An 8804-nucleotide genomic window follows, 5' to 3' on the forward strand; every position below is an offset into this window, starting at 1 on the left:
CTCTGCTTACGCCGCCGTGCGCTGCACCGCCGAACGCGACAGCAGCACCGGAATCGACTTCGAGGTTGGGGTGCGAGCCTGGTCGGCAAAGCTCTCCAGCGGCACCAGCGGATTGGTCTCGGGATAGTAGCTGCCGATGCAACCGCGAGGAATGTCGTAGGCCACCAGCAGGAAACCATCGGCGCGACGTTCCACGCCATCGTCCCAGACGCTGGTGATATCGACCCACTCGCCATCCTTCAAGCCCAGCATCTGCAGATCGGCCGGGTTGATGAACACCACCCGGCGCTGGCCGAACACACCGCGATAACGGTCATCCATGCCATAGATGGTGGTGTTGTACTGGTCGTGCGAACGGGTGGTCATCAGGGTCAGCAGCTTCTCGCCGTGAATCGCCCGGGCACGATGGATGGGCGTGTCCTTGGGGATGTCGAGGACCATGAAGTTGGCCTTGCCGGTGCTGGTCTTCCAGACCCGGTCACGCGAGGCCACGCCCAGGTGGAAGCCACCCGGATTGGCGATGCGTTCGTTGTAACCCTTGAAGGCGTCGTAGACCTTTTCGATCGCATCGCGGATGCGCGAATAATCCTCGGCGTACCACAGCCAGTCGATCTGCGGACCGTTGCTGCGCGACTGCATGGTGGCCTGCGCGATATGCGCCACGATGGAGGTTTCCGACATCAGCTGCTCGGAAGCCGGCTTGTTGATGCCATAGGAGACGTGCACCATGCTCATCGAATCCTCCACCGTCACACCCTGCGGACCGGACTTCTGCATGTCGATCTCGGTGCGGCCCATGGTCGGCAGGATCAGCGCGTCACGGCCATGTACCAGGTGACTGCGATTGAGCTTGGTGGTGATATGCACCGTCAGGTTGCAGGAGCGCATGGCCTCGAAGGTGCGCGGGGTGTCGGGCGTGGCCATGGCGAAGTTGCCGCCCAGGCCGATGAAGACCTTGGTGCGCCCTTCCAGCATGGCCATGACCGAGCCGACGGTGTCATTGCCGTGGTGACGCGGCGCCTTGAAGCCGAACACCTGTTCCAGGCGATCCAGGAAGGCCGGGGTCGGCTTTTCGTCGATACCCACGGTGCGGTCGCCCTGCACGTTGGAGTGACCACGCACCGGGCACAGGCCAGCGCCCTGGCGGCCGATGTTCCCGCGCAGCATCATCATGTTCGACAGCAGCTGGATGGTGGCCACTGCATGCTTGTGCTGGGTCAGGCCCATACCCCAGGTGGCGATGACGGCCTTACCCTTGACGTAGACCTGGGCCAGCTTTTCGATGTCGTCACGGGAGACGCCGGATTCCTCGACGATGTCGTCCCAGCTTTCGCCACGCGCCTGGGCGGCGAACGCCTCGAAGCCGGCGGTATGTTGCTCGATGAAGGCCACATCGATCACACGCTCGGTGCCTGCGGCCAGGGCAGCGTCGTCCAGCTCGATGGTGCGCTTGATGACGCCCTTGATCAGTGCCAGGTCACCGCCCAGCTTGGGATGGATGAACATGGAGCTGATCCGGGTGCTGCCCATGGTCAGCATCTCGACCTTGCTTTGCGGATCGGCAAAGCGCTCCAGGCCGCGCTCCTTCAGCGGATTGATGGCCACGATGGTGGCGCCGCGCTTGGAGGCGTGACGCAGCTCGCCCATCATGCGCGGGTGGTTGGTGGCCGGGTTCTGGCCGAACAGCAGCAGCGTGTCGCAGTGGTCGAAGTCTTCCAGCAGCACGGTGCCCTTGCCGACCCCGACAGTCACCGGCAGGCCCACGCTGGTGGGCTCGTGGCACATGTTGGAGCAGTCGGGGAAATTGTTGGTGCCGTACTGGCGCACGAACAACTGGAACAGGAAAGCCGCCTCGTTGCTGGCGCGGCCGGAGACATAGAAGTCGGCCATGTTCGGATCGGGCAAGGCATTGAGATGCTGGCCGATCAGTTCGAAGGCGGCACTCCACTCGATCTTGCGGTACTTGTCGGTGGTGGCGTCGTAGACCATGGGATGGGTCAGGCGGCCGTGTTCTTCCAGTTCATAGTCCGACTGCTGCATCAGCTCGGCCACGGTGTGCTGGGCGAAGAAATCGGGCGTCACCCGCTTCTTGGTCGCCTCGGCGGCCACCGCCTTGACGCCGTTCTCGCAGAATTCGAAGGTGGAGGTATGCTCCCGGTCCGGCCATGCACAGCCGGGGCAATCGAAACCGTCCGGCTGGTTCTGCGACAACAGGGTGCGCAGCCCCTTGCCATCGGCCACGTGTTCCTTGACCAGGTTCAGCGCCACGTATTTCAGTGCGCCCCAGCCGCCTGCGGGTTGATTGTATTGCTCGATTCTTGGTTTGGAAGGCATGATGTCTCGGGTCGGAGTGGAGTCCAGTGTAGGTGAAGTCTAGGTCACACCAAACCAAACAGGAATGCACAGGAACGCACGCCGGATTCAAGTACAGTGCAGGTCAAGCAAGCTGCTCAACCATCCCTCGCGCCCCCGCCCCACCCCCGCCCCTTTATCTGGCGACGCCATGCGCCCGATCATCTCAGTCGTCCAGCGGCAAGGCCAGGGTTTCCTTGATTTCCTCCATCACCACATAGCTCTTGGACTGCGCCGCCCCCGGCAGCTGCAGCAGGATATCGCCCAGCAGCTTGCGGTATTCGGCCATGCCCCGGATGCGGGCCTTGATCAGGTAGTCGAAATCGCCCGAGACCAGGTGGCATTCCTGCACCTCGGGAATGCGCAGCACCTCGCGCCGGAACTGCTCGAACATGTTGCCCGACTTGTGGTTCAGCGTGATCTCCACGAACACCAGCAAGGTCGCCCCCAGTGACTCCGGATTGACGCGCGCGTAATAGCCGGTGATGACCCCATCGCGCTCCATGCGCCTGACCCGTTCAATGCAGGGCGTGACCGACAGCCCGACCTGCTCCCCCAGCTCCTTCATGGAAATGCGCCCATCCTTCTGCAGCACCGCCAGGATGCGGTGATCAAGCTTGTCGAGGGTACGGACGGACTGCTGCTGGGTTCTCATGGGATTTTTCCTGTTTCAGCGCGATTTAAATTATTTCTTCCTGAAATCGTCAATAAATACGCGAACAAACACTATTTATTCGCCCATATCATAGCTGAATCTTCTAATCCAGCAGCCTTTTGTAGCGGCATCATTGAAAACGGGGAATCAACATGCGCGTCGTCATTCTTGGAAGCGGTGTCATCGGGGTCACCAGCGCCTGGTATCTGGCCAGGGCCGGCCATGACGTGACCGTACTGGACCGCCAGCCCGGCGCCGCGCTGGAAACCTCCTTCGGCAATGCCGGCCAGATCTCCCCCGGCTACGCCTCGCCCTGGGCTGCACCCGGTATTCCGCTGAAGGCCATCAAGTGGATGTTCCAGGAACACGCCCCGCTGGCCATCCGCCCGGACGGCACACTGAACCAGCTGCGCTGGATGTGGCAGATGCTGCGCAACTGCAATGCCGAGAGCTATGCCGTCAACAAGGAACGCATGGTGCGCCTGGCCGAATACAGCCGCGACTGCCTGCGCGCGCTGCGCGCCGATGTCGGCATCCCCTACGAAGGCCGCGAGCAAGGCACGCTGCAGCTGTTCCGCACCCAGGAACAACTGGATGGCGCCGCCAAGGACATCGCCGTGCTCAAGGAAGCCGGTGTTCCCTTCGAACTGCTGCGCCCGGACCAGCTGGGCGGCGCCGAACCGGCGCTGGACAAGGTACGTGGCAAGCTCACCGGCGGCCTGCGCCTGCCCAATGACGAAACCGGCGATTGCCAGCTCTTCACCACCCGCCTGGCCAAGATGGCCGAACAGCTGGGCGTGAAATTCCGCTACGACGTCTCCATCGATGCGCTGGCCATGGCCGGCGGCAAGATCGCCGGCGTCGTCTGCGGCAAGGAACTGGTACAGGCCGACAGCTACGTGGTCGCCCTGGGTTCCTACTCCCCGCAGTTGCTCGCCGATGTGCCGGGCCTGCCCGCCATTCCGGTCTATCCGCTCAAGGGTTACTCGATCACCGTGCCCATCACCGACGCCAGCGCCGCCCCGGTCTCGACCATCCTGGACGAAACCTACAAGATCGCCGTCACCCGCTTTGACGACCGCATCCGCGTGGGCGGCATGGCCGAGATCGTCGGCTATGACACTACCCTCAAGGCCAAGCGCCGCGCCACGCTGGAACTGGTGGTCAACGACCTCTTCCCCGGCGCCGGCGACACCCGCCAGGCCAGCTTCTGGACCGGCCTGCGCCCGATGACCCCGGACGGCACGCCGGTGGTCGGCGCCACCCCGGTCTCGAACCTGTTCATCAACACCGGCCACGGTACCCTGGGCTGGACCATGTCCTGCGGCTCGGGACAACTGCTGGCCGACCTGATCTCCGGCCGCCGTCCCGCCATCGCCCATGAAGACCTCTCGGTCGAGCGCTACATGCAAACGGGCGGCCGGGCGCAGGCCCCGCGCCTGGCAGGTGCCTGATCCGGGCTAAGGACAGGGCGCACGCCCTGCGTCCTCACCCAGATAGTCTCTTCTGCATCCCTCGCAGAATGGTTGGCCGGAGCGAAATGCCCCGGCCTTTTTTATGGCCGCCGCTCAGCGGCTGCGACGCACCGCCCCCAGCGCTGCCGGATGGGCCGACGGCACATGCCCAGTCATCTTCCTGAACATCGTGGAAAACGCCGCCGGCCGTTCATAGCCCAGGTCATAGGCGATCACCGTCACCGAATGCCCCAGCGCCAGCCGCGAGATCGCATTGACGATGCAGGCCCGCAGACGCCACTGCTGGAAACCCATCCCCGTCTGCGCCAGGAAACGGCGATTGAAACTGCGTTCGCTCGTGTGCAGTTGCTCCGCCCACTCCCCCGGACGCGAGCGGATCGACGGCGCCATCATGAAGCTGCGGCACAGCGCGCCCAGTTTTTCTTCCTGCGGCAGCGGCACGTGGACCGGAATCTCGCGGGCACGACCGATCTCCGCCAGGAGCAGGCGCATCAGGTCTTCTTCCCGGCTATTGGGCGCGTAGAGCGGATCGATGCGGGTCGCCTCGATCAGCAATTCACGCAACAGGGGCGGCACCTCCAGCACCTGGCAGGTCTGCGCCTGACGCGGCGCGTGCTCGGGCTCCACGAAGGCACTGCAGGTCGTCACCGGCAACAGCATGCGGCTCAGGTGCTCACGCCCGGACGGAATCCACACCGCGTGCTGCGGCGGCACCACCCAGGCCCCATCCTGCGTGACCACCTGCATCATGCCCGCCAGACCGAACAATAACTGCGCCCGCCGATGACTGTGCAGGGGCTGCAGCGAACCGCTGGGATAATCGGCACCCGCCACCACCACCGGTCGCGCAATGTCCCCCACGCGGTCGATGGGCAGGGTCGGCGGAGCTGGCGTGGGCTTGGGCATGTGTCAACCGGTGATGGCGCAGATTCAAACATTATTGACCAATGATCGAAAGTCAGTCAAAGCCCCTTTGCTCTACTGTGCTCACTTCTGCAGGGCTTTAACCAACCGGCTTTCGACATGAACCCACCCATTCTTTCCGGCATCCTGGTCGCGCTGATCTGGGGCATCCAACCCGTGATCTCGCGCTACGGCTACCAGCAAGGGCTGACACCCTATGACGCCACCCTGGTGCGCTACCTCACCAGCGGCCTGCTGATGCTGCCCTATGCCTGGCGCCGCGGGCTCATCGGCGCCTGTGGCGTGGGCTGGCGGCGCGGATCGGTGCTATTCCTGCTCTCCGGCCCCTTGTTCAGCCTGGTGCTGGTCGGCGGCGTGAACTACGCCCCCGCCTCGCATGGCGCGCTGATCCATCCGGCGCTCACCCCGCTGTTCGGCATGGCGATCAGCCGCTTCGTCTTCCGGCAGCACGAGCGCATCTCGCCCTGGGGCGTGCTCATGCTCCTGGTCGGGCTGGTGCTGGTCGGCCTCAATGGCATCCTGGCCAGCGGCCTGGCCCCGGCAGGCGCCTGGCGCGGCGACCTGATGTTCGTCCTATCGGCCCTGATGTGGGCCTGGTACCTGGTCCTGAACCGCAACTGGCGGATCGCCCCGCTGGATGCGGTGGCGCTGACGCAGGTACTGTCGCTGGCCTGCACGCTGGTGGCCTTGCCCTGGCTGGGCGAAACCACCTTCAGCAAGCCCCTGCCCGCCCTGGCGCTGCAGAGCGCCTATCACGGCCTGCTGGTGAGCATCCTCAGCGTGGCCTTGTTCAACTGGGTGGTAGCGCGGCTTGGGGTGCGGGCGCTGATGCTCAATGCACTCTCCCCACTCTTCGGCGTCGCAGCCTCGGCCTGGGTGCTGCAGGAGCCGCTGTCAGTGTCGATGATGGTGGGGGCGGTGGCGATCGTGGCGGGGTTGGGGATGGCGTTGCGGGGGGAGAGAAGGAGCTAGAACCGTTGATGGGCGGGAACGAGACTTTGGGAGTGTTGGTGCGATTGAGTAGAGTTTTTGCCGTTTGGGGTGAGCTGGCTTTTAGTGGGTAGTTACAGCGAAGCCTTAGCCCATTTATCTGGCCATTCAGTAAAATTGAGTACTTCTTTACCTTCCACGATGAGCGTATACATCGGTTCTTCCGGGAAGTCGTTCAGCCGAATCTCCCAAGCGGAATTCGATGCCAAAACGAACCGAATCAGCCTCACGTCGGTCGGATTTTCGATCCACCTTAATGGCTTCTCGGCCAAACCAGGAAAATCGTTCCAATTATCTTCATTTGAAATCAAGCCTATTTTTCTCTCGCTGGAAGTATCACATTCAAGTTCTTATTTATTTCCGGATTGAATCTCTGAACAGCATTAATTATTTTCTTCCATAGTTCATCCCCCGAATACTGAGAAGAGTATTTAGCAATGGTCTCTGGCCAAGTCAGATGTGCGCGCACTTATCTCGCGTTGCCCGACCAGTGTCATGTTGTCAGCCGAGGTTCCGCCAGCCCTGATGTTGATATAGCAGGAGACCGTCACCACCAAGATATCGTGTGCATCGACGGCACCCCCGCTTCGCCGATTTACCGCGCCATCTATCAGTTATAAATCAAAGGCTTTATTAATTGGCACCTAACCATACGTCAATGATCCACTCAGCAAGCGTTTCCCAAGCTTCTAAACTTACGCCATTTCCACTCCAGAATCTGACCCGACCAGCTTGGTCAAGACAGTAATAATCTCCGTTGTCCTCACATATTGGCAACCAATCCAAAGGAACTCCCAACTGTTGGGCGGCGCGGATTTCCTGCAATAACTCTCCTCTTACATTAAGCTCCTTCGTTAAAATCAATGGCTCAATGTTTCCATAAAAAATGATGCTGGCTTTCTTTAAGAAGTACCGATAATCGTCGTTAAACTTAAATCCAGTTTTTTTCTCATACTCATCAATCAATCGATCATCGGGCGCAGGCACTTTAATCACCTCGCCCGCTGACACTTTTTCTAAATCCGCTATTGCCTTTACCAAGTTTCGGTCCATTTTTCACCTAAAGTCACTTGCTCTATTTTTCCAGTAGTTACTTCGCCAAGTATTAAATTCGCTTCTATTTATTCCGGTCAGGGCCACGCCCAGTGTGTGAACCGCCCACGGCGCTATCGACCGACATCAGCGCACTGGCTGCGGCCAGCGCCTTCATGCGGCCGTCCTTGGTCTTGCCGGCCGCGTCCGCCATCTGGTCCACCGACTGCATCGCCGAGATCGCGGGGCCGGTCACGGCCACCGTCAGGCCGCGTTGTTTGTACTTGTCTTCGGTGGTGGTCTTGCTGACCTGCTCTGCGGCTTTGATTTCCACCGACTTGGCCGCAATGTCGATATCGCCTTTGGGCGCCATCACATCACTACCCACCTGTGTATAGCGATTACGCCGCCGATACAGAAAAGGATTTAGATATCAACCTCAACGACTGTCTCCAATGACTCCGGCAACGTCAAAAATTGACGCCAAGCCTTTAAAGCCACTTTCCACTCATGTAGTTGGAAATGCCCCTCGAGTTGACCACACCAATCATCATTAATGAGAATATCAACTTGCACACCAGTTTTACTAAACGTCAGTTCAACATCATTTCCACCACCTACGATTTTTGATTCGATGCCGACCTCAATATCATCGATATATTTGAGCAGCCGATCACACTGCGAAGGAACCTGCGCAACTGCGCTTAATACTCCAGAAAGATAGCGAACATAGCGCTCGTAGCCCACCTCTGGAAGGACCTCGGGCCACCAATAATATACCTGCCCCAACTTAGGATGAACTCCGCCGTCAACATAAGAAAATCTAAGTTTCATTTTTTGGCTTACTCAATTTTTCCTAGTTCTTAAATACTGGATAGACCGTCGTACGAGGCGACACATATCCTTCGACTTGCACTCCTGATGGCGTCCGCGCACTCCATTTCCCATCAGGAAGGATTTTCCGTTCAGCAGAACTCCAGGCTGCATTAACTTCATCCCGAATTCTCGCAGCATCCCAGTTTTTTGGGAACATTGAATTCTCAGAACCATTGCTAGTCTTTGTAATCCATTGCCCCGGATTTTGCGGATCAGGCACTTGAATAGTTGCCTTGTACACTCCCGACGCATCAGGAGCAGACTCTGTTCCCGGAACGATTCTCACGTCCCCATTAACCAAACTGTGCCCCCCAGTTGGCTTTCCTGCCTTACTGTAATCGGCACCGATCGCGTGATCAATATCAATTGGCGATTCTTTAGCACTGTTTTCTCCATCGCTCTGTGAACTTCCGGCACTGCCACTGACCTGCTCCCCAATTTAGTACGAGAACGACTTGGAGTCTGCGGTTAAAAAAGTCTCTGCAAACTGTTGCGGCGTC

10 protein-coding genes are annotated in these 8804 nt (G+C 59.8%); 2 read left to right on the forward strand and 8 right to left on the reverse strand.

The features are described from left to right. Positions 1-6 precede the first annotated feature (6 nt). Positions 7-2334, reverse strand: coding sequence for an FdhF/YdeP family oxidoreductase (locus BTM36_RS23920; RefSeq protein WP_077238234.1), 2328 nt, complete (start codon positions 2332-2334; stop codon positions 7-9). Positions 2335-2518: 184 nt separating this feature from the next. Beyond that, complete coding sequence (locus BTM36_RS23925; RefSeq protein ID WP_006464533.1) at positions 2519-3007, reverse strand: Lrp/AsnC ligand binding domain-containing protein; 489 nt, start codon at positions 3005-3007, stop codon at positions 2519-2521. Positions 3008-3159: 152 nt separating this feature from the next. On the opposite strand from BTM36_RS23925, the gene BTM36_RS23930 reads away from it, so the two are divergent. Next, a complete protein-coding gene (locus tag BTM36_RS23930; protein WP_077238235.1) occupies positions 3160-4461 on the forward strand; it encodes a D-amino acid dehydrogenase in 1302 nt (433 codons plus the stop codon). Positions 4462-4575: 114 nt separating this feature from the next. On the opposite strand, the gene BTM36_RS23935 is transcribed toward BTM36_RS23930, so the two are convergent. Further along, positions 4576-5388 carry a helix-turn-helix domain-containing protein gene (locus BTM36_RS23935; RefSeq protein ID WP_006464531.1) on the reverse strand — a complete coding sequence of 271 codons (813 nt, stop codon included), beginning with the start codon at positions 5386-5388 and terminating at the stop codon, positions 4576-4578. A 117-nt stretch (positions 5389-5505) separates the two neighbouring features. Here BTM36_RS23935 and BTM36_RS23940 point away from each other — a divergent pair, with 117 nt between their 5' ends. Continuing rightward, the gene (locus BTM36_RS23940; RefSeq protein ID WP_077238236.1) at positions 5506-6378 is read left to right on the forward strand and encodes a DMT family transporter; all 873 of its coding nucleotides are present in this window, start codon (positions 5506-5508) and stop codon (positions 6376-6378) included. A 92-nt stretch (positions 6379-6470) separates the two neighbouring features. Here BTM36_RS23940 and BTM36_RS23945 read toward each other — a convergent pair whose 3' ends face one another. The 5 genes from BTM36_RS23945 to BTM36_RS29855 all read right to left on the reverse strand — a co-directional run bounded on the left by BTM36_RS23945 (position 6471) and on the right by BTM36_RS29855 (position 8743). Beyond that, a complete protein-coding gene (locus tag BTM36_RS23945) occupies positions 6471-6707 on the reverse strand; it encodes a hypothetical protein (protein WP_139347265.1) in 237 nt (78 codons plus the stop codon). 322 nt (positions 6708-7029) lie between these two features. After that, positions 7030-7449, reverse strand: a complete 420-nt coding sequence (locus BTM36_RS23950) for an SMI1/KNR4 family protein (protein WP_077238238.1) — start codon at positions 7447-7449, stop codon at positions 7030-7032. Positions 7450-7513: 64 nt separating this feature from the next. Beyond that, positions 7514-7804, reverse strand: a complete 291-nt coding sequence (locus BTM36_RS23955) for a hypothetical protein (protein WP_174616910.1) — start codon at positions 7802-7804, stop codon at positions 7514-7516. Positions 7805-7854: 50 nt separating this feature from the next. Further along, positions 7855-8262, reverse strand: coding sequence for a hypothetical protein (locus tag BTM36_RS23960; RefSeq protein WP_077238239.1), 408 nt, complete (start codon positions 8260-8262; stop codon positions 7855-7857). Positions 8263-8284: 22 nt separating this feature from the next. Continuing rightward, positions 8285-8743: an EndoU domain-containing protein gene (locus BTM36_RS29855; protein ID WP_077238240.1), complete on the reverse strand. Its 459-nt coding sequence runs from the start codon at positions 8741-8743 to the stop codon at positions 8285-8287. Between the last annotated feature and the right edge of the window lie 61 nt (positions 8744-8804).

The organism is Herbaspirillum sp. VT-16-41 (assembly GCF_001994935.1).
In the GTDB taxonomy this organism is placed as follows: domain Bacteria; phylum Pseudomonadota; class Gammaproteobacteria; order Burkholderiales; family Burkholderiaceae_D; genus Herbaspirillum; species Herbaspirillum frisingense.

Excerpts from the sequence above, each read along its gene's own strand:
- BTM36_RS23925 (WP_006464533.1), bottom strand. The coding sequence starts at position 3,007 with ATGAGAACCCAGCAGCAGTCCGTCCGTACCCTCGACAAGCTTGATCAC.
- BTM36_RS23950 (WP_077238238.1), bottom strand. The coding sequence starts at position 7,449 with ATGGACCGAAACTTGGTAAAGGCAATAGCGGATTTAGAAAAAGTGTCA.
- BTM36_RS23940 (WP_077238236.1), top strand. The coding sequence starts at position 5,506 with ATGAACCCACCCATTCTTTCCGGCATCCTGGTCGCGCTGATCTGGGGC.
- BTM36_RS23920 (WP_077238234.1), bottom strand. The coding sequence starts at position 2,334 with ATGCCTTCCAAACCAAGAATCGAGCAATACAATCAACCCGCAGGCGGC.
- BTM36_RS23935 (WP_006464531.1), bottom strand. The coding sequence starts at position 5,388 with ATGCCCAAGCCCACGCCAGCTCCGCCGACCCTGCCCATCGACCGCGTG.
- BTM36_RS23960 (WP_077238239.1), bottom strand. The coding sequence starts at position 8,262 with ATGAAACTTAGATTTTCTTATGTTGACGGCGGAGTTCATCCTAAGTTG.
- BTM36_RS23930 (WP_077238235.1), top strand. The coding sequence starts at position 3,160 with ATGCGCGTCGTCATTCTTGGAAGCGGTGTCATCGGGGTCACCAGCGCC.